Source organism: Pseudonocardia sp. D17 (assembly GCF_036984265.1).
GTDB lineage: Bacteria > Actinomycetota > Actinomycetes > Mycobacteriales > Pseudonocardiaceae > Pseudonocardia > Pseudonocardia benzenivorans.
This window is the reverse complement of sequence record NZ_BPRG01000241.1, coordinates 1-23,859: the sequence shown is the minus strand read 5'-3', so window position 1 is coordinate 23,859 and position 23,859 is coordinate 1. Positions and strand designations below refer to the sequence as shown.

The 23,859-nt window shown below is 73.3% G+C and carries 23 protein-coding genes; 9 read left to right on the top strand and 14 right to left on the bottom strand.

Going from position 1 to position 23,859, the window contains the following annotated elements:
- The first annotated feature begins 1 nt into the window (after position 1).
- Genes PSD17_RS33520 through PSD17_RS33500 form a run of 5 tightly spaced genes read left to right on the top strand, consistent with a single transcriptional unit; the run spans position 2 to position 4,444 of the window.
- On the top strand, positions 2-817 hold the full coding sequence (locus PSD17_RS33520; protein WP_339126193.1) for a VOC family protein: 816 nt from the start codon (positions 2-4) through the stop codon (positions 815-817).
- Positions 814-2,202 carry an acyl-CoA synthetase gene (locus PSD17_RS33515; RefSeq protein ID WP_339126192.1) on the top strand — a complete coding sequence of 463 codons (1,389 nt, stop codon included), beginning with the start codon at positions 814-816 and terminating at the stop codon, positions 2,200-2,202. Before PSD17_RS33520 ends, PSD17_RS33515 begins: the two co-directional genes overlap by 4 nt.
- Before the next feature lie 9 nt (positions 2,203-2,211).
- Entirely contained in the window at positions 2,212-3,060 is an 849-nt protein-coding gene (locus PSD17_RS33510) for an alpha/beta fold hydrolase (RefSeq protein WP_339126191.1), read from the top strand.
- A 38-nt stretch (positions 3,061-3,098) separates the two neighbouring features.
- Complete coding sequence (locus PSD17_RS33505) at positions 3,099-3,710, top strand: RNA polymerase sigma factor (protein WP_103380351.1); 612 nt, start codon at positions 3,099-3,101, stop codon at positions 3,708-3,710.
- Positions 3,707-4,444, top strand: coding sequence for a methylated-DNA--[protein]-cysteine S-methyltransferase (locus tag PSD17_RS33500; protein ID WP_013672505.1), 738 nt, complete (start codon positions 3,707-3,709; stop codon positions 4,442-4,444). Before PSD17_RS33505 ends, PSD17_RS33500 begins: the two co-directional genes overlap by 4 nt.
- A gap of 16 nt (positions 4,445-4,460) precedes the next feature.
- On the opposite strand, the gene PSD17_RS33495 is transcribed toward PSD17_RS33500, so the two are convergent.
- From PSD17_RS33495 to PSD17_RS33475, 5 genes are all read right to left on the bottom strand, one after another.
- Entirely contained in the window at positions 4,461-5,111 is a 651-nt protein-coding gene (locus PSD17_RS33495; protein ID WP_339126190.1) for a GPR1/FUN34/YaaH family transporter, read from the bottom strand.
- Positions 5,112-5,243: 132 nt separating this feature from the next.
- Positions 5,244-6,290 (bottom strand): alcohol dehydrogenase catalytic domain-containing protein, encoded by a 1,047-nt coding sequence (locus PSD17_RS33490; RefSeq protein WP_013672503.1) that lies wholly within the window; start codon positions 6,288-6,290, stop codon positions 5,244-5,246.
- Positions 6,291-6,573: 283 nt separating this feature from the next.
- Positions 6,574-7,170, bottom strand: coding sequence for a dihydrofolate reductase family protein (locus tag PSD17_RS33485; protein ID WP_339126189.1), 597 nt, complete (start codon positions 7,168-7,170; stop codon positions 6,574-6,576).
- 11 nt (positions 7,171-7,181) lie between these two features.
- Entirely contained in the window at positions 7,182-8,129 is a 948-nt protein-coding gene (locus PSD17_RS33480) for an NAD-dependent epimerase/dehydratase family protein (RefSeq protein WP_339126188.1), read from the bottom strand.
- 2 nt (positions 8,130-8,131) lie between these two features.
- Positions 8,132-8,986 (bottom strand): AraC family transcriptional regulator, encoded by an 855-nt coding sequence (locus PSD17_RS33475; protein ID WP_339126187.1) that lies wholly within the window; start codon positions 8,984-8,986, stop codon positions 8,132-8,134.
- Positions 8,987-9,419: 433 nt separating this feature from the next.
- On the opposite strand from PSD17_RS33475, the gene PSD17_RS33470 reads away from it, so the two are divergent.
- The gene (locus PSD17_RS33470; protein ID WP_041759169.1) at positions 9,420-9,821 is read left to right on the top strand and encodes a pyridoxamine 5'-phosphate oxidase family protein; all 402 of its coding nucleotides are present in this window, start codon (positions 9,420-9,422) and stop codon (positions 9,819-9,821) included.
- 4 nt (positions 9,822-9,825) lie between these two features.
- Here the strand turns inward: PSD17_RS33470 and PSD17_RS33465 are convergent, their stop codons facing one another.
- Complete coding sequence (locus PSD17_RS33465) at positions 9,826-10,245, bottom strand: VOC family protein (protein WP_013672498.1); 420 nt, start codon at positions 10,243-10,245, stop codon at positions 9,826-9,828.
- Between the two features lie 155 nt (positions 10,246-10,400).
- On the opposite strand from PSD17_RS33465, the gene PSD17_RS33460 reads away from it, so the two are divergent.
- Together PSD17_RS33460 and PSD17_RS33455 are read left to right on the top strand one after the other, a co-directional pair.
- Positions 10,401-11,681 (top strand): alpha/beta hydrolase, encoded by a 1,281-nt coding sequence (locus PSD17_RS33460; RefSeq protein ID WP_339126186.1) that lies wholly within the window; start codon positions 10,401-10,403, stop codon positions 11,679-11,681.
- Between the two features lie 13 nt (positions 11,682-11,694).
- Positions 11,695-13,836, top strand: a complete 2,142-nt coding sequence (locus PSD17_RS33455) for a bifunctional lysylphosphatidylglycerol flippase/synthetase MprF (RefSeq protein WP_339126185.1) — start codon at positions 11,695-11,697, stop codon at positions 13,834-13,836.
- 192 nt (positions 13,837-14,028) lie between these two features.
- Here the strand turns inward: PSD17_RS33455 and PSD17_RS33450 are convergent, their stop codons facing one another.
- The 5 genes from PSD17_RS33450 to PSD17_RS33430 form a co-directional block, all read right to left on the bottom strand.
- Positions 14,029-15,420, bottom strand: coding sequence for an alanine--tRNA ligase-related protein (locus tag PSD17_RS33450; protein WP_339126184.1), 1,392 nt, complete (start codon positions 15,418-15,420; stop codon positions 14,029-14,031).
- Positions 15,421-15,711: 291 nt separating this feature from the next.
- Positions 15,712-16,221 carry a nuclear transport factor 2 family protein gene (locus PSD17_RS33445; protein WP_041759167.1) on the bottom strand — a complete coding sequence of 170 codons (510 nt, stop codon included), beginning with the start codon at positions 16,219-16,221 and terminating at the stop codon, positions 15,712-15,714.
- Between the two features lie 117 nt (positions 16,222-16,338).
- The gene (locus PSD17_RS33440) at positions 16,339-16,824 is read right to left on the bottom strand and encodes a peroxiredoxin (RefSeq protein ID WP_103380343.1); all 486 of its coding nucleotides are present in this window, start codon (positions 16,822-16,824) and stop codon (positions 16,339-16,341) included.
- Between the two features lie 109 nt (positions 16,825-16,933).
- Complete coding sequence (locus PSD17_RS33435) at positions 16,934-18,595, bottom strand: FAD-dependent monooxygenase (protein WP_339126183.1); 1,662 nt, start codon at positions 18,593-18,595, stop codon at positions 16,934-16,936.
- Between the two features lie 101 nt (positions 18,596-18,696).
- Entirely contained in the window at positions 18,697-20,124 is a 1,428-nt protein-coding gene (locus PSD17_RS33430) for an MFS transporter (RefSeq protein ID WP_339126182.1), read from the bottom strand.
- Positions 20,125-20,211: 87 nt separating this feature from the next.
- Here PSD17_RS33430 and PSD17_RS33425 point away from each other — a divergent pair, with 87 nt between their 5' ends.
- Positions 20,212-21,297 (top strand): lactonase family protein, encoded by a 1,086-nt coding sequence (locus PSD17_RS33425; protein ID WP_339126181.1) that lies wholly within the window; start codon positions 20,212-20,214, stop codon positions 21,295-21,297.
- On the opposite strand, the gene PSD17_RS33420 is transcribed toward PSD17_RS33425, so the two are convergent.
- The 3 genes from PSD17_RS33420 to PSD17_RS33410 form a co-directional block, all read right to left on the bottom strand.
- On the bottom strand, positions 21,294-21,794 hold the full coding sequence (locus PSD17_RS33420; RefSeq protein ID WP_013672490.1) for a nuclear transport factor 2 family protein: 501 nt from the start codon (positions 21,792-21,794) through the stop codon (positions 21,294-21,296). The two genes, PSD17_RS33425 and PSD17_RS33420, sit on opposite strands and share 4 nt — an antisense overlap.
- A 69-nt stretch (positions 21,795-21,863) precedes the next feature.
- Entirely contained in the window at positions 21,864-22,478 is a 615-nt protein-coding gene (locus PSD17_RS33415) for a DUF6328 family protein (RefSeq protein ID WP_013672489.1), read from the bottom strand.
- Between the two features lie 68 nt (positions 22,479-22,546).
- Positions 22,547-23,317, bottom strand: coding sequence for a hypothetical protein (locus PSD17_RS33410; protein WP_339126180.1), 771 nt, complete (start codon positions 23,315-23,317; stop codon positions 22,547-22,549).
- Between the last annotated feature and the right edge of the window lie 542 nt (positions 23,318-23,859).

Below are 23,859 nucleotides of genomic sequence, written 5' to 3'. Positions count from 1 at the left end.
CGTGCTGACCATCGACATCGCGTCCGCCGACCGGGAGGCCACGCACCGACTCCTGGGCGACGGTCTCGGGCTCCCCGGCGACGGCCCCGGCCGCTACCTCCTGGACGACGTCGCGCTCGCGGTGCACGACAGGTCCGACGGTGGACGCACCGGCCCGACCCTGCTCACCGTGCATTCCGACGATCCCGCCGGGCTCGCCGACGCCCTCGCCGGGACCGGCCACCCGGTCGACGCCGACGGCCGCGTCACGGTGTGCGGGGTGCCGCTGCGGGTGGCCGGGCCCACGTCGGTCGCCGCGGGCGACGGGCCGGGCCTCGACCACATCGGCATCGCCACGGGCGACTCCGCGGCACTCGTCGCCGTCTTCGGCGCGCTGGGGTTCGGGCACGAGAGCCGCCAGGTCGACACCCAGTTCACGACGCCGACCGAGGTCTTCTCCAGCGACACCTACGGTGTCGTCACCCACGGCGGGCAGCCGGTGCAGGCCGGTGCGCTGCTCGTCACGTTCCTGCGCCGGGGGGGTGCCGACGTCGAGCTGCTCGAGGACATCCTGACCTCGGACGGACGTCCGGGCGAGGGGCCCGGCTCGACGACCGGCGACAACCGCGCGATCTCCCGGTTCGTGGCGCGCACCGGTGGCGGCCTGCATCATGTCGCCGTGCGCGTGGACGACATCGAAGCCGGGCTCGACGGGTTGCGGAAGGTGGGGGTCGGGCTGCTCGACGACCACGGCCGCCCGGGCTCGCGGCGCTCCAGGATCGCTTTCGCCGACCGGCGGACGACCGGTGGTCTGGTCCTGCACCTGGTGCAGCGGTGACCGCGCTGCTCGGCCCGGACCGTGGCGACGACCGGCCCGCCGTCACCGTGGGGGACCGGGCGCTGCGCCGGTCCGAGCTCTGGGCCGCGGCCACCGCCGTCGCGGCACGCATCGCGGGCGCCCCGGCCGTCGCGGTGCACGGCGACGCGAGCCTGGAGACGGTCGTGTCGGTCGTCGGCGGGCTGCTCGCGGGTGTGCCCGTCGTGCCCGTGCCGTCCGATGCCGGGACGTTCGAGCGCGCCCACGTGCTCGCCGACTCCGGCGCCGCGCTCTGGCTGGGCCCGCCGACCGAAGGCGTCTCCCTGGAACGCGTGGCGGTCGATGCGACCGCCCGCGGAGGCGCCCTGCCCGCCGAGCCGGACCCGGACGCGACAGCCCTGATCATGTACACCTCCGGGACGACGGGGAAGCCCAAGGGCGTCGTCATGTCCCGGCGGGCCATCGCCGCCGACCTCGACGCGCTCGCCGACGCGTGGGCCTGGACGGCCGACGACACCCTCGTCCACGGCCTCCCGCTCTTCCACGTGCACGGCCTGGTGCTCGGCACGCTCGGCGCGCTGCGCCACGGCTCCCCGCTCGTGCACACCGTGCGCCCCAGGCCCGAGGCCTACGCCGCCGCGGGCGGCACCCTCTACTTCGGCGTCCCGACGGTCTGGTCGCGCGTCGCCGCCGATCCCGCCGCCGCGCGGGCGCTGTCCGGCGCGCGCCTGCTGGTGTCCGGTAGCGCGGGCCTGCCCGACCGGGTCGCCGAGACCCTCACCGCGCTCAGCGGCTGCTCCCCCGTGGAACGCTACGGGATGACGGAGACGCTGATCACCGTCGCCGCGCGGGCCGACGCCCCGGTCCGCACCGGATGGGTCGGCACCCCCGTCGCCGGCGTCGAGTCACGGCTGCGCACCGAGCACGGCGACCCCGTCCCGCACGACGGCGCGACCGTCGGCGACCTGCAGGTCCGCGGCGCCACGATGTTCGACGGCTACCTCGGCCTGCCCGAGGCCACCGCCGCGTCGTGGACCGACGACGGGTGGTTCCGCACGGGCGACGCCGCCGTCGTGGCCGAGGACGGGCGGCACCGCATCGTCGGGCGCATCTCGGTGGACCTGATCAAGACCGGCGGCTACCGCGTGGGCGCGGGCGAGATCGAGGCGGCGCTGCTCGACCATCCGTCGGTGCGGGAGGCCGCGGTCGTCGGCGAGCCCGACGACGACCTCGGCCAGCGGATCGTCGCCTACGTCGTCGGTGACGACGTCCGCCCCGACGAGCTCGTCGCGCACGTCGCGGGCGGGCTGTCGACGCACAAGCGCCCGCGCGAGGTGCGAGTGCTCGAGTCGCTGCCGCGCAACGCGATGGGCAAGGTGCAGAAGACACAGCTCGGCAAGGGGTAGGAACGGCCCATGCGTTCTGCCCCCGTCGACGGTGCCGCGCTCGAGTACGACCGGACCGGCTCCGGTGCGCCGGTCGTCCTGCTGCACGGCTGGCCCGGCGACCGGACCGACCACGCCGAGGTGGCGGCACTGCTCGCGGGCGACGCCGACGTCGTCGTGCCGGACCTGCGCGGGTTCGGCGGATCCGACCGCGACCCGGGGGGCGACCACGCGCTGGCCGCCCAGGTCCGCAGCGTCGTCGGGCTGCTCGACGAGCTGGGGTTCCCCGACGCCGTCGTCGCCGGGTACGACATCGGGAGCCGGGTGGCCCAGCAGCTCGCGGCCGAACACCCGGACCGGGTGCGCGCTGTCGTCGTCACCCCGCCGCTGCCCGGCGCGGGACGTCGGGTGCTGGAACCGCAGGCGCAGCGCGAGTTCTGGTATCAGGCCTTCCACCAGCTCGAACTGGCGGAACGGCTCGTCGACGGCAGGCCCGACGCCGTGCGCGACTATCTCGCGCACTTCTGGAACCACTGGAGCGGACCGGGGTTCACCCCGTCCGACGCCCGGCTCGACCACCTGACCGCCCGCTACGCGGCGCCGGGCAGGTTCACCGCGTCGGTGGGCTGGTACCGCGGCGGATCGGGCACGGTGGCGCGGGCGCTCGTCGAGCAGCCGCCCGAGACCCCGCTCCCGACGCCCGCGATCGTCCTGTGGCCCGAGTTCGACCCGCTGTTCCCCCGGGAGTGGTCCGACCGGGTCGGCGAGTGGTTCGGCGCCGCCGACGTGCGGCCCGTCGACGGCGTCGGCCACTTCGTGCCGGTCGAGGCACCCGAGCTGTTCGCCGCCGCGGTGCGGGAGGCCCTGGCGGGCGGCTAGGGCCGCAACCGATCGCCCGTCGTGGTGTTCTGCAGGACATGACACCCGACGAGACCGAGGACCGGCTGCGCCGCGCGCTGGCCCGCGACCTCGACGCCGGGTTCGCCGAGGTGGTGCGCGTGCACGGCGACGTCGTGCACTCGGTCGCCCGGGCACTCACCGCCCGGGCCGCCGACGCCGAGGACCTGGCGGCCGAGTCGCTGCTGCGCGCCTACCGCGCCCTGCGCGGCTACGACGCCGGCCGGGTCGCGGCGCTGGCCGTACGTCCCTGGCTGCTGACGATCGTCCGCAACGCCGCCCGCAACGCCGCTCGTGACGCATCCCGGCGACCCGCCCCGCCACCCGCGTTCGACCCGGTCGAGCCGGCCTCGGAGATCGCCGGGCCGGCCCAGGAGGCCCTGCGTGCCGACGACCGTCGGCAACTCACCGCGGCGCTCGCCGCGCTGCCCGAACCCCAGCGGTCCGCCGTCGTGCTGCGCCACGTCGTCGGGCTGCCGACCGCCGAGGTGGCCCAGGTACTGGGCTGCGCGGGCGGAACCGCCAAGTCACATGTGTCCCGAGGACTACGACGACTCCGGACGCTGCTCACCGAACCGGCCGATACCGGTGCGGCACAGCGGGTGTCCGTGTCGGGAAGGAGCGCACCATGAACGACTCCCTGCTGTCGGCGCTGGCGGGCCTCGCCGCGCCCGCGCCCGCGACCCTGCCCGGCCGGGTGTTCACCGGCTGGACGAGCGCCCCGAGCCGGCTCGGCGACGTGTTCGTCGCCGTCACCGCGCACGGGGTGCAGTTCGTCCGGCCCGCCGGGTCGGCCGACGAGTTCGCCGCCGCCTACCGCGACCGCTTCGACCGGCCCCTGCGCCGGCTCGACCGGCTCCCGGCCGGCGTCGGCCCGGCCCTGCGCGGCCGCGCGGGACGACCCCCGCTCGACCTGCACGCGTTGTCGGACTTCGAACGCGACGTCCTGGCCGCGACGGCCCGGATCCCGGCGGGCCAGACCCGGCCCTACGGCTGGGTCGCGCGGGAGGCGGGCCGACCCCGGGCGGTGCGGGCCGTCGGCACGGTGCTGGCCCGCAACCCGGTGCCGCTGCTGGTGCCGTGCCACCGGGTCGTGCGTGCCGACGGCGCCGCCGGCGACTACATGTTCGGCCCCGCGCGCAAGGACGCCCTGCTGCGCGACGAGGGGGCGAACCTCGACGAGGTCGCCGCCCTCGCCCGTGGCGGGGTGCACTACCTGGCGAGCGACACCACCGGGATCGTCTGCTTCCCGACCTGCCGCGACGCCCGCCGGATCACCCCGGCGCACCGGCACGGCTTCCCGACGGTGGCCGCCGCCGTCGCCGCGGGCTACCGGCCGTGCCGGACGTGCCGCCCCGCGGCCTGACTCCCGTTACCGAGGGTCAACCCCTGATCGGCCGTCCCAGCGGTCGCGCCGAACCGCCGAGGTCGCCGTCCATCCCGTCGAAGTACAGGTAGACGCCGACGAGGCAGAACGCGAACACCGCGACGCCACCCCAGGTGAGGAGGGTGGTTGAGCCCGCGAGCACGCCGCCGAGGACGAGCGCCACCGCCGCGTCGACGAGCACGAACAGCAGGGTGAACGCCAGCGGCAACCGCAGCGTCGCGAGCGTGAGCGTCACGAAGACGACCAACCACGAGATGAGGAAGGTCGCCTGGATGGACTGGACCTGCGACGCCGCCGCCGTCGCGTCGGACGAGACCCCGAACAGGCCGTTGACCAGCCCGAAGACGAGGACTCCGAAGCTCATCCAGAACGCCCCGAAGATCGCGAAGATGCTCGCGACGGCGCTCTGCCCGAGGCGGGCGGCCCAGAGCGCGCCCACCCAGACACCGATGCCGTTGACGAAGAACACCGCGGAGATCAGACCGCCCGGCAGATCGCGGGGCAGGGATCCGACCAACCACAGTCCGAGCGAGATGCCGCCGACCAGGAAGGTCGGCAGTGCGATGAGCGCCGGGTTGCCCGCAGGCGGCGCCGGTGCGGCGGGCGCCGGTGCGGTGGCCGGTGGCGCGTCCGGGTCGAGAGACATGGGGACTCCTCGTCGAGTCTGTGGAACGGGGACGGAGCCGGGCAGCCGGTGAAGCGGAGGCCCGGAGAACCGGAGGCCGGGACACTCGTGAGTGGCAATGGTCGCCGTGGCGACCATTGCCACCCACGGGGATCAGCCCGGGGTGATGACGACCTTGAGCGCCTGGTTGGCCGCGGCGTTCTTGAACACGTCGTACGCCTCGTCGATCTGGCTGAACGTGAACGAGTGGGTGCCCATCTTCTCGGCCGGGATACGGCCACTGGCGACCATCTTGAGCAGGGTCGGGATCGAGACGGTGTCGACCAGCCCCATCGTCATGGTCACGTTGCTGATCCACATGTCCTGCATGGGCAGCTCGACCGGGGTGCCGTGCACACCGACGTTGGCGATCGTCCCGCCCGGACGGACCAGCGAGGCCGCGGTCAGCAGGGTCTCGGGGTAGCCGACGGCCTCGATCGCGACGTCGACGCCGAGCCCGTCGGTCAGCGCCGTCACGTCGGCGACGGTGCCCGGGCCGACCTCCACGGCGTCGGTGGCGCCGAACTCCAGGGCCTTCTCCAGCCGGAACTTGTTGGAGTCGATGGCGATCACCCGCGAGGCCCCCCACAGCCCGGTGGTGAGCACAGCGGACAGCCCCACCGCACCGGCGCCGACGACCGCGACGGTGTCACCGGGACGCACCCGCCCGGCCAGGACGCCGACCTCGTAGCCGGTGGGCAGGGAGTCGGCGAGGAAGATCGCCTGGGCGTCGGTGACGGTGTCGGGGACGGCATAGAGCGAGGTGTCGGCGTAGGGGACGCGGACGTACTCGGCCTGGGTGCCGTCGATGAGGTGGCCGAAGATCCAGCCGATGCCGCCGACGGTCTGGCAGTGCGAGGGCATGCCGCGCTGGCAGTACTCGCAGCGGCCGCACTTGGTGATGGCGGGGACGAGGACGCGGTCACCGACGGCGAAGCCGCTGACCGCGTCGCCCACCGCGGTGATGGTGCCGACGGCCTCGTGGCCGAGGATGCGCCCGTCGGTGACGGCGGGGACGTCGCCCTGCAGGATGTGCAGGTCGGTGCCGCAGATCGTGGTGGTGTCGACGCGGACGACGACGTCGGTCGGGTCCTGCACCGTCGCGTCGGGGACGTCCTCCCAGGCCTTGTCGTCGGGGCCGTGGTAAACCATCGCCTTCATCTGGAACCTCCGCGTCGGGGATGCTGCCCGCACGACGGTAGGAGCCGATCTGCCGAAGGACTGTCGCGATCTCGGACGGTTCGCGGGGCGACGCGGCGCCCGGATCGGCGGAGCGTCCCGGACCCGGGACAGTCCGGGGGCCGCGGGCGCCTCCGCGCCGGACGGGGATCCCTGTCCGAAAGGTCGGCTGCCACCGTAGCGCGGGCGCCGACCGGCGACGACCTTGTGTGAGGACGACGACGCGCGGCGCGAGCCGGGAGGGACCGCCCGCGGTCGCGGCGCCTCAGCGGCGGACCGTGTAGTGCAGGTGCAGGACACGGTCGCCCTGCACGACCTGGTCGGGGTCGTCGAGCAGCACGGTGCCGGTGTGGCTGCCGAAGTAGCGCACCCCCTCGCCCAGCACGACCGGGACGACGTCCATGGCCACCTCGTCGACCAGCCCCGCGGAGAAGGCCTGCCCCCCGAGGTCCCCCGCGGTCACGCAGACGAGCCCGTCACCCGCGAGCTCCTCGGCCAGCGCGACGCCGGCCTCGACCGAGCCGGCCGTGTGGAACGGGGCGTCGGGATGCTCCGCGACCCAGCTCTCGGGCAACGGCCGGTGGGTGACGACGACGAGCTGGTCACCCGCGGCCGGTTTGCCGTCCCAGCCGTCGGTGGTGTCGAACAGGTGCCGGCCGATGAGCGTGACGTCGATCCTGTCCCAGAACGGCTGGACGTGGTCGAACGAGGCCCGCGAGACCGGGAAGGTCCATCCGCTGGCGTGTGCGGTCAGCTGGGTGTCGCCGTTGAAGTACCAGTCGAAGAGGGGTCCGACGGTGTCGTCGGGAAGGGCGACGAACCCGTCCACCGACACCACCCCGTGCATCACGACCCGTGCCATGCCGGCTCTCCTCACGCCTCGTGGTTCCGCAGCCAGGCCACGTAGTCGGGCACAGCGCGTTCGACGTCGTACTCGGGCTCGAAGCCGGTGTCCTGCCGCAGCCGGGTGATGTCCAGGTGGCCTGCCGGGCGGTCCGGGCTGCGTCCCGGCGGCAGCTCGATGCGCGCACCGGGGACGGCGGCGTTGATCGCGGCGACGACCTCGGCGTAGCGCACGAGCCGTCCGGCGGAGACGTTGTAGGTGGCGTGGTTCAGCCGGTCGGCGAGCACGAGCAACGCGACGGCCCGGCCGCAGTCCTTGACGTAGCAGAGGTCGGTCGCGTCGTCGGCGTGCGCGGGCGGCCGGGGCGGGGTGAGGTCGGGCTCCTCCCCGCGGACGGCCGCGCTGAGGAGTCGCGGGAGCGCGAAGAACGGCGAGTCGGGCAGCCCGAGCGGGCCCCAGATCGTGCCGATCCGGAGGTTGACCACGTCGAACCCGGCATGTGCCGCGGCGAGCGTGCTGAACAGCTCCGCGGTCTTCTTGAACACGGGGATCCGGTGCGCGGCGACCACGGGCAGCGGGACGTCCTCCCGGAACGCCGCGCCGCCGAGGCCCGCGTACACCGCGATCGAGCTCGCGACCGCGAAGCGCCGCACTCCCCACGCGGTCGCGGCGGCCAGCGCGTTGAGCAGCGCGGTGCTCTCGGCCCGCAGGTACGCGACGGGATCCGGCAGGTCGAACGGGGCGGCGGCGAGGTGCACGACCGCGGTCACCGGATGACGTTTCCCGATGTCGAGGAAGGCGGCCGCGTCCGTGGTGTCGAGCGGTTCGACGACCAGGCGGTCGTCCGGTTCGGCGGAGAGGAAGTCGGGCAGCCGGGTCGAGCGGTGCGCGGAGACGACGACCCGCTCACCCAGGTCGAGCAACGCCCGCGCGGTGTGCGAGCCGATCGACCCCAGCCCGCCGGTCACGAGGATCATGCTCACGACGCTAGGCCCGGCGCGCCCTCCGCTCTTGTACGGAACGGCCATCTCCCCCGCAGCATCGGCAGGTACGACGCGGCGTGGTCGTGGTCGTCGCCGCCCGCGCACGCGGACCGGTATTGCGCGAGGAACTCGCCCGGGGGCACTCCGGTGAGCCTGCGGCACTCCCGGGTCAGATGGGCCTGGTCGTGGTACCCGGCCTCGACCGCCCAGCCGGCGAGGTCGCCCGGCGCACCGCGGTCGACCGCCACCTGGACCCGGGCGGTGAACCCGTGGAACCGCAGGATCCGCTGCAGTTCCTTCGGACCCGTCCCCACGGCGGCGCGGCACCGCCGGCGCAGCTGGCGCTCGGAGATCGACAGCAGGTCGGGCAGCACGGCCGGGCCGCCGCCACGCCACGGCATCAGGTTCCGGACGGCCTCGGCGACGAGCGGGTCCGGCTCACCGACCGTCCTCGCGACGAACGCCTGCAGCCGGTCGAGCGCGACCTCGGGCGTCGGGGCCTCGCCGAGCAGGTGGGTGAGGCGGTCCGGGTCGCGCCAGAGCTCGGCGCCGGGCACGTCCTGGTCGGCCAGTTCGTCGGCGGGCGGTCCGGCGAGGCCGCCCAGCACTCCGGGGCGCAGCCGGACACCGACGACGGTCCCACCCGCAGGGATGTCCCGGTACGTCGCGGCGGTCAACGGACCGAGGAGCCGGGGCGCCTCGCCGAGGACGCAGCGGATCTCGGCGCCGCCGTGCGGCACGTACCGCTGGGCGAGCGGCTGGTCGCCGACCTGCTGGATCCAGACGGACGACGCGACCGCGGCGAGCGCCGGCACCGGCACCCGGTCCACGTACGACGATCCCGCGGCCACCCCGACATCATGGCCGGGCCCCGCCACGACGTCGATCCGGCGCGGCCCGGCACGCCCGACACCGCCGGGCGAAACTCGGGCCTGCCCCCCGCAGGAGGGGGGCCCACTCGATCGTCCCCGGCGCCCCGCGGGGGGAGAGTTCTCCACATCGTTCTCCACAACGTCCACCACGTTCACGACATCCACCACAGATCGAGTGCACGACCAGCGCCCGGGCCCGCAGAGGACCCGGGCGCCGACGTGCGGCGACCCCGTCGCCGTGGCCCGTCGACCTCGTCGTGTTCGTCTACCGCAACCGGCCCTTCGTGTTCTCGATCTCCGCCTGCTCCGACAAGACCGACCGGGCGACGACCCTCGCCGGCCCGCTCGACGTCACGAACCCTTCGGCCCTCTGTTGACCAGGACACGGGCTCAGCAGGCCTACGATGGCGCTGTGAGCATCGCGGTGGCCGTCGACCGGCTCGGCGAGACGATCGCCGGGTACGGGTTCGCCTACCTGCTGACCATCGGCGACGACGCCCGCCCGCACGTCACGGCCGTGTCCCCGACCTGGTCCGACGGGCGCGTGCGGGTCGCCGACCCGGGTAGGCGGACGCGCGCGAACGTCGCCGAACGGCCGCAGGTGACGGTGGTCTGGCCGCCGCCCACCCCCGACGGCTACTCGCTGATCGTCGACGGTACGGGCACGCTCGACGGCGACCTGCTCCTCGTCGCCGCGACCCGGGCCGTGCTGCACCGCCCCGCCCCGGCCCCTGTCGCGGCGGACTCCGACGAGCCGCCGTCCGAGGGCGCGTGCGTCGCCGACTGCGTCGAGCTGACGCTCCCCGGCAGCTGAGCGGTCAGGTCGCGAACAGCCGGCCGAGGTCGGCGAAGGCCTTGAACTCCAGCGCGTTGCCGGCCGGGTCGAGCAGGAACATCGTCCACTGCTCGCCGGGTTCGCCCGGGAACCGCACGTGCGGCTCGATCACGAACGACGTCCCCGCCGCCCGCAGCCGCTCCGCGAGGTCCTGGAAGCCCGCGACGTCGAGCACCAGCCCGAAGTGCGGGACCGGGACGTCGTGCCCGTCGACGGGGTTCGACGCCCGGCGCGCCGGGGCACCGTCGACCTGGTGGGTGACGACCTGGTGGCCGGCCATGTCCCAGTCGATCCAGCGGTCGGCCGAACGTCCCTCGCCGAACCCGAGCACGCCGCCGTAGAACGCGCGGGCGGCGGCGAGGTCGTCGACGGGGATCGCGAGATGGAACGGCGGACGGGTCATAGGTTGCCTCCCTGGGTATCGATTGTGCAGCAGTGGGATACGTCGCGCTGATCATGCGCGACCATTCGGCTGCGGACTCTTCGGTGATCGTGTCCGCCCTGTCGCACCGTCCGGTGTGGTCAGGTGGGGGGGGCCGGACCGCGGGGAGTGCGTCGATGGGTGATCTCTCGCTGATCAGCGGCTGGCTGCCGGTCACGCTCCTCGTGCTCGGTGCCGTCGCGCTGTTCTTCCTGCTCGCCCGCGGTGGCCGGGCATCGGTCATCACGATCGTCGTGGCCGCGGTCCTCGCGGTGCTGACGTACTTCCTGCTGAACTGGCTCGTCCTGGACGTGTTCGACCTGCTGCCGGAGCCGCTGCCCGGCGCGGTACGGCTCTGGATCGCGGTCGGCGTCGGGGTGTTCGTGCTCGGCGTCGGCAGCATGGTCGCGTCGTCGGTCGGCCGGAAGGTCACCGCGATCGTGTGCACGGTCGTCGCGCTCGTGGTGGCCGCCTCGCAGATCAACGTCTACTTCGAGGAGTACCCGACGCTCGGGACACTGCTGGCCAGCGACGAGAACGACGTCTCCGCGTTCGCCGCCGCCAACAACCTCAAGTCGCAGAACGAGAAGACGCCCGTCGTCGACCGGTGGCGCGGTGACTCCGGCCACAGCCGGATCGAATCGGCGCCGATCCCGGGCACGGTGTCGGGCTTCACCGCGCGGCCGGCGTGGTTCTACCTGCCCCCGTCCTACGCCGGTCCGAAGCCGCCGCTGCTGCCCGTCCTGATCCTGGTGTCGGGCCAGCCCGGCGGACCGCAGGACTGGGTCGTCTCCGGCGGGCTGCAGAAGCTCATGGACGAGTTCGCCGCCCAGCACAACGGGCTCGCGCCGGTGACGGTCGTCGTCGACCCGAACGGCGCCGAGGACGGCAACACGATGTGCATGGACTCCGACATCGCGAAGGCCGACACCTACCTGACGGTCGACGTCGTCAACTGGATCACGGCGAATGTCGGCATCGACTCCAACCACGCGCACTGGGCCTTCGGGGGCTGGTCGTTCGGGGGGACCTGCTCGATCCAGATGGCCACCCGTCACCCGGACCTGTTCCCCTCCTTCATCGATCTCGCCGGCGAGCGCGAGCCCGCGATCAGCGCCGACCGCGCCCAGACGGTCCAGCTCGCGTTCCACGGCGACACGGCCGCGTTCGACGCGCTGACCCCGCTGGCCCTGCTGTCGGAGAAGACCTACCGGGACAGCTGGGGCTTCTTCGCCGCGGGCGGCGACGAGCCGCAGACCGAGTCGTGGATGACCGAGGTGTCGACGGCGGCGAAGAACGCGGGGATGACCGTCACGACACAGGTGGTCCCGGGTCAGGGCCATTCGTGGGGGGTGCCCACGGCGACGCTGGTGCCCGCGTTGAACTTCCTGGCCCCGCGCATGGGGTTCACGAAGTGACGGCGGGGCCCCGGTGAGCATCCCACCCCCACCCGCCGCGGTCCAGGGCGGCTTCGAGGCCTGGGCGTCGCGGGCGGCCGCGGCGCTGCCGCACGCGTTGCGGCGCATCCCGTTCACGATCGGCGTCGTGGCGGTGTCCCTCGTGTTCGGGCTGCTGACCCGACGCATCTGGGAGCCGACGTGGCAGGCGCCGTGGTTCCCCGACGTCGCGTACGGGGTGCCGGCCCTGCAGGGGGGGAAGATCTGGACCCTGCTCACGGGCTGGGTCTTCGCGCTGACCCCGGGGCAGTACGTGAGTGGGCTGATCCTCTTCGCGCTGCTCGTGGGCGCGTGCGAGCTGCGGCTGGGGTCACGGCGCACGGCGATCAGCGCGATCGCCGGCGAGGTCGGCGGGGTGCTCGTCGCGACGTTGCTCGTGTGGGCGCTCTCGTCGACGACGTGGGTGTGGGCCCGCGACCTCGCCGGGGCCCGCGACGTCGGGTTCACCACCGGGATGCTGACGGTCGTCGCCGTCACCTCGGCGACCCTGCGCTCGCCGTGGCGGCTGCGGGTGCGGGCGGCCCTGTGGTTCTACGTGACCGCCGCGTTCCTGTTCGAGGGCACGCTGTCCGACGTCGCGCACGCCGTCGGCGTCGTCGCCGGGCTGCTCGTGGGGCAGTGGCGCTACGGCGTCGAGCCGGGGTTCGGGCCGCGCACGCGGCGCGAGACCCGCATGATCGCCTTCGGCGGGCTGATCCTGATCGGCCTCACCCAGGTGATCGTGCTGCTGTTCCCCGGCCGCGGCCCGTTCGGGGCGACGTCGGGCGCGGCGGGCCCCATCACCGACGTCCTCGTCGAGCTGGCGCTGATCGCCCTGGTGGCCAACGCGCTGCGCAACGGCAAGCGGTGGGCGTGGTGGGCCACCGTCGTGCTCGGCGTCCTCAACATCGTGGAGGCCGTCCTCGCGCTGGTGCTGATCGTCGGCGGGAAGCTGCCGCAGGGCGCACCGATCGCGCTCGCGGGCGGGTTGCTGTGGCTGGGTCAGCTCGCCCTGATCGTGCTCAACCGCGGTGCGTTCCGGGTCCCGTTCCGACGGCGGGTCCCCGGTGGCGTCGGCGCCCTCGACGCCGGCGGCGAGGGCCTGACCAGGGCGAAGGCGATCCTCACGACCGTCGGCGGCTCGACGATGTCGTGGATGACGACGTGGCCGCAGATGCGCTACCTGTTCACGGCCGACGGCCGCGGCTACATCGGGTACGAACGGCACGCGGGCGTCGCGCTCGCGCTGGCCGACCCGGTCGTGCCGCACGACACCATCGCCGACGCCGTCTCCGAGTTCACGACGATGGCCGAGCGCGGCGGCCTGATCCCGTGCCTGTTCTCCGTCACCGACGTCGCGGCCGACGCGGCCAGGGCCGCGGGCTGGCGCACCGTGCAGATCGCCGAGGACACCCTGATCGACCTGCCCGGGCTGGCCTTCAAGGGCAAGACCTGGCAGGACGTCCGGTCGGCGTTGAACAAGGCCAAGCGGGAGTCGATCGAGTTCCGGGTCGTGACGCTCGCGGAACAGCCTTTCGCGATCCTCGCGCAGGTCAGGGCCATCTCGGAGGCCTGGGTCGGCGACAAGGGTCTGCCCGAGATGGGCTTCACCCTCGGCGGCGTGGAGGAGGCGCTGGACCCGGCCGTGCGCGTCGGCATCGCCATCGACCCGACGGGCTCGATCCACGGCGTGACGTCGTGGCTGCCGGTGTACGCGCCGGGCGGTGTCGTCCGCGGCTGGACGCTCGACGTCATGCGCAGGCGCACCGACGGGTTCCGGTCCGTCATGGAGTTCATGATCGCCTCGGCCTGCCTGGAGTTCCGTGAGCAGGGCGCGGAGTTCGTCTCGCTGTCGGGCGCGCCGCTCGCCAGGGGCGACGTGTCCGAGGCGGAGCTCGACCGCACCGACCGGCTGCTGGAGCGGCTCGGCGGCGCGCTGGAGCCGTTCTACGGGTTCCGCTCGTTGCACGCGTTCAAGGCCAAGTTCCAGCCGCGGTACGAACCGGTGCACCTGGCGTTCCGCGACGAGGCGGACCTGCCCAGGATCGGCGTCGCGCTCACCCGCGCCTACCTGCCCGATGCCACGCCGTGGCAGTTGATCGCCGCCACTCGATCGGGCGGTCACGAACAGTTGTGAAACAGGGGGTTGCCCCTCGACGATCACCGCGGTACTTTTTCCCGCACACGGGGGATGCGTACTTGGGACGCCTTGTCAGGTTCAATTCCTGAGTCCTCCACCAAACGTCGAAGAATGGGTCGCCCGCGAGCGGGTGGCCCATTCTTCGTTTCACGGTGACGGCCGGCCGCGGCGGCGCCGAACCGGGCGCGGTCAGCCCGCGGCCCGCGAGCGCGCCTTCTGCGCGTCCATCAGCGCGTCGAAGTCGGCCTGCCAGGTCTCCTCCAGCGCGATGCCCTGGCGGTGCGCCTCCTCGACGGAGAGCTCGATCGGCATGCCGAACGTGTCGTGCAGCTCGAACAGGTGCGCACCCGTGATCGCAGGCTGCGTGCGGCCGAGCCGGCGCACCATCGACAGCCCCTTGCGCAGGGTCCGCGCGAACAGCTTCTCCTCCTTGGCGATCACCGCGACGATGTCGGCCTCCCCGGCCGCGATCTCCGGGTAGACGTCCGAGTACACCAACGCGACGACCGGCACCAGCTCCGCCGCGACGCCCGCCGTCAGGCCGAGGTCGAGCCCGAACCGCATGGCCCGGCGGAGCAGCCGGCGCATCACGTAGCCCTGCTTGGAGTTGCTGGGCCGCACCCCGTCCGCGGCCAGGAAGACCGCGCCGCGCAGATGGTCCACGACGACGCGCATCGCCGTCGTGGCCTCGGCGTAGCTCTTGCCCGTGACCTTCTGGAGCTGCTCGACCATCGGCCACAGCAGGCTCACGTGGTAGACGTCCGGACTGTCGATCGCCGCCGCGGCGATCCGTTCCAGCCCGCCGCCGAAGTCGACGTTGTGCTTGGGCAGGTCGACGACACCGGTCTCGGTGCGCCGGTAGGTCATGAAGACGGAGTTGCCGATCTCGAGGAACTGCCCGCCGTCGGAGTTCTGGTGCGGATACCGGCCGTAGGCCGTGTCGTGCTCGACCTGGGGGAAGTAGTAGAAGATCTCCGAGTCGGGTCCGCCGGGGTCCCCGACGGGCATGTCGTCGGGCCCGCCGAAGCGGCTCCACCAGTTCTTGTGGCCGTAGAACGCGATCCGCGCGCCCTGGTTGCCGACCTCGTTGCCGTACTCCTCGGTGTCGAGGTCGATGCGGTCGAAGCTGATCCCTCGCTCGCGGAACAGCCGCTCCCAGATGTCGGCGCTCTCGTCGTCGCGCGGGATTCCGTGCGCGGAGTCGCCGATGAACGCGGTGACGTAGATGCGTTCCGGGTCCAGCCCGACGACGTCGACGAGGAAGTGCCACACCATCGGGATCTGCTCGGCCTTGGAGTAGTCGCCGAGGCTCCAGTTCCCCAGCATCTCGAAGAAAGTGGTGTGCCGGTTGTCGCCGACCTCGTCCATGTCCTGGGCTCGCAGGCACGGCTGGACGTCGGCGAGCCGCGCGCCGTCGGGGTGCTCGGCACCCAGCAGGTACGGCAGCAACGGCTGCATGCCACTGCCGGTGAACAGCGTCGTCGGGTCGTCGCGCAGGACGAGCGGCGCCCGGTCGATCACCGCGTGCCGCTGCTCGCGGAGGAGATCGAGATACGCCTGGCGAATCGCGCGCGCGTCCATTTCGCCGACACTGCCACGCCGCGGCGACGACGGGAAGGGGATTCAGCGGAAGCGATTCCGCCGTCCACCGTAACCGTTCCGGCCCATTTCCCGAGTCCGAATACGGGGCCATATCCCGGCCGACGCGGGAGGTCCGATGCGCCCGCCCACGTCCGCGCGGCGGCGGCCGTCGTGACCGCACCTGGAACGGATGGTCGCCGAGACCCGCGAGGTCGCGCCGCACGACGTCGCCGGGCTCGCCGCGCCCGGACCAGCGTCGTCGACGAGATGGCCCGCGCGCGCCGACCGTCGTCAGACGGCCAGGTCCTGGGTGGTGCGGATCCCGGCAGGCGGCATCCCGATCGCCGCCAGCATGCCGGCGTGGTCCCACAGGCTGCGGTGCGAGCGGATCCACGTCTCGGTCCGGCCCGCCCTGCTGCGGTGCTTGGCCGTGACCACCGAGACCACCGTCGTCTCGACGCGGCGGTGCGTCGGCGCGATCCCGGGCAGCAGCCACGGCAGCTCGCGGTCGTGGGTGAACGTGACCGCCGACTCGGCGACCACCCGCCGCTGGTCGGACGTGCGGGTGACCCGGCGGAACTCGAGGTCGTCGGGCAGGTGGGGCCACACCTCGCCGGTGAGGTGGTGCGCGAGGGCCTGCCTGCCGTCGGCACCCGTGCCCGCCGGGACGTGGCGCACCTCGCAGTCCTCGGTCACCAGCGCGAGCGCCCTGTCCAGGTCCCGGTCGACGTAGACGGCCGTCCGGAAGTCCTCGGCGAGGCCCTCGATGACCCACATCAACTGCTGGATCTCCATGGTCATGGCGGCCCCTCCCCGACGTGCCCGACGTGCCCGACGTGCCCGGCGCCGTCGACGATCTCGATCGTCACACGCGTCTCGCGCGGGCGGCAACCGACCCGCGGTCGGCTCCGGTTCGGCTCAGAGGCTCTTGAGGACCGCGTCGGCGGAGCTCACCACGACGTCGGAGGGCACGGCCTCGACCCAGATGTCCTGGACGACACCGTCCCGGAGCACCGCCGCGTAGCGCTTCGACCGCAGACCCAGCCCGAGACCCGTCGCGTCGAGCTCCAGCCCGACCGCCCTGGTGAAGTCGCCGTTGCCGTCGGCGAGCATGACGACCGAGTCGCCCACCTCGCGCGAGCGGCCCCACGCGTCCATGACGAACGCGTCGTTGACCGACACGCACGCGACCGTGTCGACGCCCTTGGCGCGCAGCTCGTCGGCCCGCAGGACGTACTCGGGCAGGTGCCGGTCCGAGCACGCCGGGGTGAACGCCCCGGGCACGCCGAACAGCACGACCGTGCCGGTGCCGAGCGCCTCGCGGCTGCCGACGGGCGCCGGCCCGTCCTTGGTCATCGTCCTCAGGGTGACGTCGGGGATCGTGTCGCCGGTGGAGAGGGCCACTCTGCTTCCTCGCTGCCTTGGGTCGTCGCGGCGCACGGAGGGGGACCCGTGCGAGACCGACCCTCGCCCGCGGGCGCCAGCGGCACAACCAGCAGGGAAGTGATCCGGCTCACCTGCCGACGCCGACGCGCTCGCCCGCGGGTGCGACGACCCCGGCCGCGTACCGGAGGAGCCCGGCCGGGTCCGCCACGCTGCCGCGGTGCCCGACGTACCCGTCCGGCCGCACGGCGAGCAGCGTCCCGTCGACGGCCGCGTACGCCGCCCGGAACTCCCCCGCGGCGTCGCGCAGGGTGGGCGTGACCAGCCGCGGGGCGTGGACCCCTGAGGCCAGCATGGCGTGCACGACGAGGTCGTCGCCCAGCCCCGACCGCGCCGCGTCGGCGACCTCGTCGAGCCCGGCGGCCGTCGTGTCGGTGTCGGCGTAGAGCAGCAGCGCGTGCCCCGGTAGGCGGAACAGCTCGAAGAGCCGCACCGGGAACTGCACGATGTCGCGGACCAGGCCGCGGGCGTCCGGCGCGCGGTCGCCGGCCTGCGGGGCGCCGGCGGGCAGGGACTCGTCGACCTCGCCGACGATCGGGCTGCCGCGGTACCCGACCAGCAGCTGCGCCTCGCGGCGGACCGCGGCGAACGGGTCGGCCGCGTCGAACCGGACGCCGGTCGTCGCGGCCTGCACCGTGCGGCCCACGACCTCCTCGCCGACCGGACGGCGTTCGGCGTCGTAGCTGTCGAGCAACCCCGGCGCGGCGGTGCCGTGGACCGCGGCCGCCAGCTTCCACGCCAGGTTCACCGCGTCCTGGATGCCGGTGTTCATGCCCTGGGCGCCGGTCGGCGGGTGGATGTGCGCGGCGTCGCCCGCGATGAACGCCCGGCCCGCGGAGTAGGCGCCCGCGATGCGGTGGCTGATCCGGAACACCGACGACCAGCGCAGGTTCCGCGCGACCGTCGGCTCGGGCGACATCCGGTCGATGACGGCCTGGATGTGGTGCAGCTCGGGGGCGCGGCCGGCCTCGAAACCGTGCGCGACCTCGCCGGCGGCGGGCGCGTCCGACGACAGCTCCGGCGGCACCAGCATCGACATCCGGTAGCGGCCGCGGCCCGGCAGCGGGATGCACACGAGCAGGTCGACGACCTTGCCGTCCTCCTCCCGCATCGCGCGCACCCCGTACCCGCGCGGGATCGACCAGTCGACCTCGACGTCGCCGAGCATGTACTCCTCGGCGAACGCCCCGCCCTCGAAGCTCAGCCCCAGCGCCTTGCGGACGGTGCTGTGCGCGCCGTCGCCGCCGACGAGATATGCCGCGCGGACGGTCTCGGGACCGCCGGGCCCGACGAGCTCGGCGGTGACCCCGTCGTCGTCCTGGGTGAACGAGACCAGCTCGACGCCCCGTTCGGGGACGACGCCGTGCCGGGCCAGCGCCTCGCGCAGCAGCCGCTCGGTCTCGTACTGCGGCAGCGCCATGAAGCCGTACGGCATGTCCGGCGGCAGCTCGAACTGCATCGTCGCGACCCGCTCACCGTTGCGGTAGACGAACTGGCCGAACATCGGGATCGCGGCGTCGAGCATCGCGGGGAGCACGCCCGCGGCCTCCCACAGCTCCAGCGTGCGCGCCTGCACGCCGACGGCCTTGGCGTACTGCGGCGGCTCGGTCAGCTTGTCGACGACCCGGCACGCCACCCCGCGCCGGCGCAGCTCCAGTGCCGCGGTCAGCCCGATCGGACCGGCGCCCACGACGAGCACGTCGGTCGCGGCTGCGGAGGACTCGGTCGCCATGACGCCCTCGTCTCGGTCCGGGCCGGCCCCCGATGGCCGACGCACCTGTTCGTCGAGTCGGGACGAGTCGTCCGATCGTTACCAAACCGACCGCCTCGGCGTCACCAGGATCCGCGGTGGTCCGGCAGGGCGAAGATGATCGGCAGCGCGACGAGCAGCAGCACCGCGAAGGCCACGAACACGTAGGCCTGCGTGAGGCCGGGGTTGGCCGCGACGGACAGGATCGCGGTCGTGAGGGAGATGCCGGCGATGCCCCCGGACTGCCGGAACATCGCGCGCAGCCCCGCGATCGCGGAGATCTGCTCCTTGGCCAGGTGCATGGAGGCGTTGTTGCTCGACGGCGCCGCCGCACCCATGCCCAACCCGGCGACGCCGGCGGTGATCGAGAGCCACAGCTCCGCCGACATCCCGCCCGGCGGCGGCACGGCCAGCAGGCCCGTCCCGACGGCCATGAGCGTGTAGCCGATGAGCATCAGCTTCCGGGTGCCGACGGTCCGCAGCAGTGCCACCGACAGCGACGACGTCGCGATCATGGCGATGGCCCGCACGGACAGCAGGCTGCCGGCGACGAGCGGGCCGAGACCGTAGCGGTGCTCGGCGTAGAGCGGCACGAGCGTCGCGAAACCGAGCGCGCCCGCCCCGAAGAGGACGTTGACCGCGTTGAGCGGTCCGAACGTGCGTCCGCGCAGCAGCCGCATCGGCACCACGGCGTCGGGTTCGACGCGCGCGTGCCGCAGGAACCGCCACACCGCGACGACGGTGACCAGCGCCGCCACGCCGACCAGCAGGTACCGCATCACCGGGTCGCCGTCGCCGCCGAGGGCGGTGATCGTCGTCATCCCGGCGAGCAGGACCAGGGTGAGCAGGCCGATGCCGCGGAAGTCGATGGCCGACGTCTGCACGGGCCGGGCGGCGCCGCGGCCGATGAGGAACAGCCCGCCGACGACGATCACGACACCGATCGGCAGGTTGACGAAGAAGATCGCCCGCCACGACGTGTAGGTGACCAGGACGCCGCCGACGACCGGCCCGACGATCGCGCCGATCGGGAAGATGCTGGTGAACATGCCGATCGCGCGGTCGCGGTTGCGGCCGAAGCGCTCGGCGACGATCCCGGTGGCGGCCGGCATGATCGCGCCCGCGGCGAGGCCCTGGATCGCGCGCACCGCGATGAGGAAGGCGATGTTGCCGGCGAGGCCCGCGCACAGCGAGGTGATCGTGAACATCGCGACGGCGGTCAGGAAGACGGTGCGCCTGCCGAACTGGTCGCTGAGCCGTCCCGCGATGGGCAGCGCGACGATCTGGCCGAGCGAGTAGATCGTGATCGTCCAGCCGACCCAGCCGAGGGACCCGCCGAGGTCGGCCTGCATGGTCGGCAGCGCGGTGGCGACGGACGTCTGGTCGATCGAGCCGAGCAGCAGGGCGAGGCCGACGATGCCGAAGACGAGCCAGCGACCGGGTAACGGCTCGTCGGAGGAGACCGATCCGACCGCCGGTGCCGTTCGGGGACCAGGGTCGGAGCGCAACATGCGATCCACGCTAGTTGCTTGCTGCTAAGCAAGCAAGATCGGGGTACCGTGACCCGCGCGACGCCGCGTCCCGACCCAGGAGGTCCCGTGCCCGACCTGCCGCTCATCGTCGGCACCTACACCACGACGCTCGGCCACGTCCACGGACACAACGACGGCATCCTCGGAACGACCCTCGACACCACGACGGGGACGTTCGGGCCGGTCACGTTGCTCGCTCGCACCCGCAACCCGTCCTACCTCGCGCTGTCCCCCGACGGCAGCCGGCTCTACGCCGCCGACGAGTCCGCCGATCCCGGCAACCGCACCGGCGGCACCGTGAGCGCCTTCGCACGCGACCCCGGCACCGGCGCACTCACCGCGCTCGACTCGCGACCCTCCGGCGCGGGGACCTGCCATCTCACGATCGACCCGAGCGGCCGGTTCGTGCTCACCGCCAACTACCACTCGGGGTCGGTGTGCGTCTTCCCCGTCACCGAGGAGGGTCTCGGGGAGCCGACCGCCGACGTCACGCACGAGGGATCGAGCGTCGACCCGCGGCGGCAGACCGCCGCGCACGCCCACATGGTCGCCTTCGACCCCGTGACCGGCCTGCTGTTGGTGCCCGACCTGGGGATGGACGCCGTCGTCGGCTACGTGCTCGGCGACGACGGCACCCTCACCGAACGCCCCGCCGCGCGCATCGACATCCCGGCCGGGCACGGTCCGCGCCATCTCGCCTTCCACCCGGACGGCGAGCGGCTCTACGTGCTGTGCGAGCTGGGCAGCACGGTCGTCGCGGCACGGCGCGACGGCGAGGGCTACCGGCGGACCGCCGTCGTGCGGACGATCCCCGACGACGTCACGACGCTCAACCAGACCGCCGCGATCCGGGTCAGCCCGTCGGGGCGCTGGGTGCTGGCGTCCAACCGCGGGCACGACAGCATCGCCCTGCTGCGCGTCGACGGCGATTCCGACGAGCCCGTACTTGCGCACACCGAGCCCGGCCGCGGGAGCTGGCCGCGCGAGCTCGCGCTGAGTCCGGACGGGCGCATCGTGCTGCTGGGCAACCAGGACAGCGACGACCTCATCGCCTTCACCCTCGACGAGGACGGCGCCACGCTGACACACCTGGGCACGCTCGAGACGGCGAACCCGGTGTGCGTGGCGTTCCCGTCGCCGCCTGCCACCTAACCCGCGGCGAGGAGGCGGTGCCCGGGGTCGTCGGGGGCCTGGGCACCGCGGGCGAACGCGTCGAGCCCGCCCCACTCGGGACCGACCGTCTCCCGCAGGCTCCAGTCGTGGACGACGACGCGCTCCGCGATCCGCCACACCCCGTCGCGTCGCGAGAGCCGGTCGACGTAGCGTCCGCCGAACTGCCCGATCGACACGGGCGGGCCCGGCCTGCGGTGGACCGCGACGAAGTAGGTCTCGGCGCGGGCGTCGTCGCCGTCGAGCTCGATGGCGACGTTCGTCAGGTGGTGCTGCGTGACCAGCTCGTCGCGACCGGGCTGGGCGAGGATGAACTCGGCGAACTCGTGCCCGTTGCCCTTGAACATGCCGTGGTCGTCGGTGGCGTCGGGGTGGTAGACCGAGCGCAGCAGCGCGAGGTCGCCCCGGTCGACGGCCCGGCAGTACCGCAGCAGGACGTCCCGGATCTCCTCGCGCGCAACCAGGTCTGCGACGTCCATCGCCCTGCCACCTCCACGTCGGGTCCGCGGGGAGAATCTCCCGTCGCGGCGCGGCGGGTCAACGGGCGGTCAGTCCGCGACGCCGCGCTCCGCGACCCCGACCCGTCCGGCGACCTCGCGCCGGGCGCCGCTGCGCGACCACGCGTCGGACGGCTGCCACCGACGCGAACCCGGCTCCGGCAGCCGCGGTCGGGCCCGTGACGGGTGCCGCAGCCGCAGCGGGACCGCGATCCACAGCACGAGGGTGATCAGGACGAGCGCACCGGCCCCGGCGACGGCGGGCACCCTGCCCAGCGCCATGTCGAGGACGAGCATCACCCCGCAGCACAACGTCAGCGCGAACGCCGCGAGGCCGGCGATGACCATCCGGTGGCCCAACCGGACCAGCTCGCGCTTGCGGTTCTGCTGGAAGGCCACCCGGTGTGCGGCCACGGGCGCGATGATCAGCGTCGCCGACATGGCCGCGCAGCCGAGGGTCGCGACGAACAGCCCGTGCTGGACGTCGTCGAGACTGCGGAACCGCTCCGAGAACGACAGCGTCAGCAGGAACCCGAACAGGATCGGCACACCGGCGAACACGACGCGCAGTTCCTGCAGCAGCTCCGCGAAGTTCCGGTCGGCCCGGTTGAGCGGGCCCTCGGAACGATGTCGCGTGTTCCAGGCCTCGTCCCCGGGCACGGTCATCCACTCCTCCTCGATCGACGAGGAGGTACGTACCCGTTCCGTCACGGCTCACACGAACGAGTGATAGGTCACTGCATCGCGGGCAGCGGCGCCTCGCCGGTTGCGCGGTCCTCCCGACGGTGCCGCCCGCCGTCCGCGAGCATCGGCCGCCCGCGGACCTCCAGCGCCGCGACGACCGGCCGCGGCACGGCGAAGCCGGTGCGCCGCTCCAGCTCCGCGAGCCGCTGCGCGACGCGCCGGTAGGCGGTCCGCCGCTCCTCCTCGAACGGCGACTCCCGGGCCGTCGTCAGGAGCCGCAGGGCCTGGCCGAGCAACGCCCGCTCACCCGGCCGGAACCGGGCCCACCGCGCCCGTTCCGCCGCGTCCTGCGCCGCGGTCCACGCCCGTTCCGCCGCGCCCGCGGCCCGGACGAACTCGGCCGCCGCGGCCGGGCCCGGCCACGAGTCGGTGCGCAGCGCGGTCGCCTCGGCGAAGGCGTCGACGAAGCGTGCCGTCGCGGGCCACGAGACGTCGCAGAGCGCCGGCCTGGTGAGCACCTCGCCCGGGTCGCACTCGAACGCGGCGTACGCACGAGCCGTCTCGTCGTACCGGGCGACGGCCGCATCCCAGCGGGCCCGGCCGTCGTCACGCACCCGCGCTGCCGAGAACCAGGAGACCAGGGACCTGACCAGCAGATACACCAGCGTGGCGAGGAGCACCGTCGCGACGAGCGCCGCCGGCCCGATCAACCAGTGCAGGTCGAGCCCCGTCCAGTCCGGCAGGCCCCCGCCGCGCCCCTCATGTATCCACGGCGGCCCACCATGGCCGTGCCCGTGGCCACCGACTCCCCCATCCGGCATGCGCACCTCACCTCGCCCGCGTGGCCGTTCATGACACCACGGGACGAGGCTCGTGCTCCATGATTCTCAGCGTTCCCACATCGGCGCCCGTACGAGGAACAGTTCTCCGACCGTTGCGATCTCGACCTTCGCGCCCATGCGGGAGATGTCGTCGTCATCGCGTGCGGACCGGACCCGCGGGGGTCCGGTGCAGAGCCGTTCGTCGCGTCGTTCCCGTCGCTACGGACCCGCTGACGTGGGAGATCAGCTGGCCCGGACGCGGTAGGCGCGTCCGGTTTCGCCGATATGCGTCTGGTGACGGTCCTACGCTCGGTTCGTGTCTCGTCTGCTGCTGGTGGACACCGTCCGCCGACGCGGCCCCGCTGCAGAAGTGGGGTTCTCCCCCTCGGGAACGGGGGCGCACTCGATCGTCGCGAGGCCTCCGCGACGGCAGAGTTCTCCTCAACACGGAAACACCCCCCACAGCACGAACCCCACCGCACGAACCCGGCGCACGAACCCCACCGAGACGAGGCCCGAAATGTTCAAGTCCCACTGCAGCA

Excerpts from the sequence above, each read along its gene's own strand:
- PSD17_RS33510 (WP_339126191.1), top strand. The coding sequence starts at position 2,212 with ATGCGTTCTGCCCCCGTCGACGGTGCCGCGCTCGAGTACGACCGGACC.
- PSD17_RS33505 (WP_103380351.1), top strand. The coding sequence starts at position 3,099 with ATGACACCCGACGAGACCGAGGACCGGCTGCGCCGCGCGCTGGCCCGC.
- PSD17_RS33500 (WP_013672505.1), top strand. The coding sequence starts at position 3,707 with ATGAACGACTCCCTGCTGTCGGCGCTGGCGGGCCTCGCCGCGCCCGCG.
- PSD17_RS33495 (WP_339126190.1), bottom strand. The coding sequence starts at position 5,111 with ATGTCTCTCGACCCGGACGCGCCACCGGCCACCGCACCGGCGCCCGCC.
- PSD17_RS33490 (WP_013672503.1), bottom strand. The coding sequence starts at position 6,290 with ATGAAGGCGATGGTTTACCACGGCCCCGACGACAAGGCCTGGGAGGAC.
- PSD17_RS33485 (WP_339126189.1), bottom strand. The coding sequence starts at position 7,170 with ATGGCACGGGTCGTGATGCACGGGGTGGTGTCGGTGGACGGGTTCGTC.
- PSD17_RS33480 (WP_339126188.1), bottom strand. The coding sequence starts at position 8,129 with ATGATCCTCGTGACCGGCGGGCTGGGGTCGATCGGCTCGCACACCGCG.
- PSD17_RS33465 (WP_013672498.1), bottom strand. The coding sequence starts at position 10,245 with ATGACCCGTCCGCCGTTCCATCTCGCGATCCCCGTCGACGACCTCGCC.
- PSD17_RS33460 (WP_339126186.1), top strand. The coding sequence starts at position 10,401 with ATGGGTGATCTCTCGCTGATCAGCGGCTGGCTGCCGGTCACGCTCCTC.
- PSD17_RS33450 (WP_339126184.1), bottom strand. The coding sequence starts at position 15,420 with ATGGACGCGCGCGCGATTCGCCAGGCGTATCTCGATCTCCTCCGCGAG.
- PSD17_RS33445 (WP_041759167.1), bottom strand. The coding sequence starts at position 16,221 with ATGACCATGGAGATCCAGCAGTTGATGTGGGTCATCGAGGGCCTCGCC.
- PSD17_RS33435 (WP_339126183.1), bottom strand. The coding sequence starts at position 18,595 with ATGGCGACCGAGTCCTCCGCAGCCGCGACCGACGTGCTCGTCGTGGGC.
- PSD17_RS33430 (WP_339126182.1), bottom strand. The coding sequence starts at position 20,124 with ATGTTGCGCTCCGACCCTGGTCCCCGAACGGCACCGGCGGTCGGATCG.
- PSD17_RS33420 (WP_013672490.1), bottom strand. The coding sequence starts at position 21,794 with ATGGACGTCGCAGACCTGGTTGCGCGCGAGGAGATCCGGGACGTCCTG.
- PSD17_RS33415 (WP_013672489.1), bottom strand. The coding sequence starts at position 22,478 with ATGACCGTGCCCGGGGACGAGGCCTGGAACACGCGACATCGTTCCGAG.
- PSD17_RS33410 (WP_339126180.1), bottom strand. The coding sequence starts at position 23,317 with ATGCCGGATGGGGGAGTCGGTGGCCACGGGCACGGCCATGGTGGGCCG.